At 69.4% G+C, this 1512-nt stretch carries 1 protein-coding gene; it reads right to left on the reverse strand.

The genetic code is table 11. The features are described from left to right. A partial coding sequence (locus U9980_RS25810) for a hypothetical protein (RefSeq protein WP_322770305.1) occupies positions 1-1207 on the reverse strand: 1207 nt, incomplete at its 3' end. Between the last annotated feature and the right edge of the window lie 305 nt (positions 1208-1512).

The raw sequence follows: 1512 nt of genomic DNA on the forward strand, positions 1-1512 counted from the left end.
CGGTGCGGGCGTGTTCGGCGAGGGCGGCGGCACCGGGATGCCCGGCGATCTCGATCGCGCCGCAGAGGGTCAGGACATCGACCCTCGCATTCTCCGACGCGACGCAACCGGCAAGGTCGATTGCCTGGTAGCCGAGGTCGACTGCGCGCTCCACCTCGCCGGCGTCGACCTGGGCCACACCGAGCCAGACCCGGTGATGAATCAGCTCGCGTGGGTACTCGCAGGCGTCGAGCTCGTCGACGGACCGTCTCAGGTGCCCGATGGCGGCGGCGGCGTCGCCAATGCACAACAGGGCCTTGCCGGCGTAGTACTCGATGGTCGGACGAGAACACCAGTACACGTAGTCCGGATCCTCGCTGGGTTCGGCCCGCTCGATCTGGGTGAACGCCTCGGCGATCTCGGCCCGCACGGCTCGGCTGTCGCCGACCTGAGCATGGGCGATGGCCAGCGAGCCGGCGAGCACCGCCTTCTCGGTCGCCGTGAGGGCGTCCCCGGCGCCCGCGCGGGCCGCGCGCAGCATGGTGACCGCGTCGGCCGGGTCGCCGTAGCGCACCGCCTGTTCCGCCATGCAACGCAGGATGTTGGCACCGATGGCCCGGTCACCGGCCTCGTGGGCGGTGCGCAGCGCCACCAGCCAGAACTGTTGGGCGATCTGGTGACGGCCGCTGTCGAACGCGGCCCAGCCCGCCAGCCGGGCGAGTTCCGCGGCGACGGCGTAGAGCCGCGCGCGCTGGTCCTGGCTGTATGCACCGGTGCGCAGCAGCCGGACGATCACCCGCAGCTCGGACACCGCGAGCCCGTGCACATCCTCCCCGCCTAGGACGTCGTCCATCCGCCGCAGGGCGTCGACGCGGTCGGCGAATCCGGCGACCAGGGCGTCGTTGACGTGCCTGCCGTTGAGTACCGCGACGGGCCGGGCGGGAGCCGCGACGAGCCAGGAGTGGACGACCGCGCCGAGCGTCGCGCTGGTGAAGGTCAGGACGGCGGGCCGCTGGACCCGGCTGGTCACCTCTTCCAGCGCGGCACCGAGCCCGTCGGGCGCCCACAGGCGCGCCAGCGTCCACGGCGGGGTGTCGGCGGTCAGTGTGGTTCCGTTGTGAACGAAACCGCTGCCGACGGCGGTGGCTGCCGTGCCACGGCGGGAACGGCGGGCCCCGAGCTCTCGACTCGTTCGTGACCGCCCGAGCAGACTGCTGGGTTCTCTCACGCCCGGCCTCCTCAAAATGGCCAGTCAGGAAATAGTCGTCGGCACCGCGGCCATAGTCGTTGGCCCTGTTGTGATCACTGGTAGGTGCCCGAGGTATTCCATGATAAACAACAAAACCACGCCGACGACCGCCGCAGGTGCAGCGTACGTCAGGCCCGCGGGCGGAACAAGTAGCGCAAGATTGCCACGGTGGTGTTGTTATATCCCAAACTACGCAAGAAACCCAACGGTCGACCGGGTGTTGAGATTCAAAAGGTCGATGGTTGTGGTTGTTCAACCTCGCTGGCTCGCTGGCTCGCTGGCCC

Origin of the sequence: Protofrankia sp. Cr1, assembly GCF_963555865.1 — a bacterium.
Classification (GTDB): Bacteria; Actinomycetota; Actinomycetes; order Frankiales; family Frankiaceae; genus Protofrankia.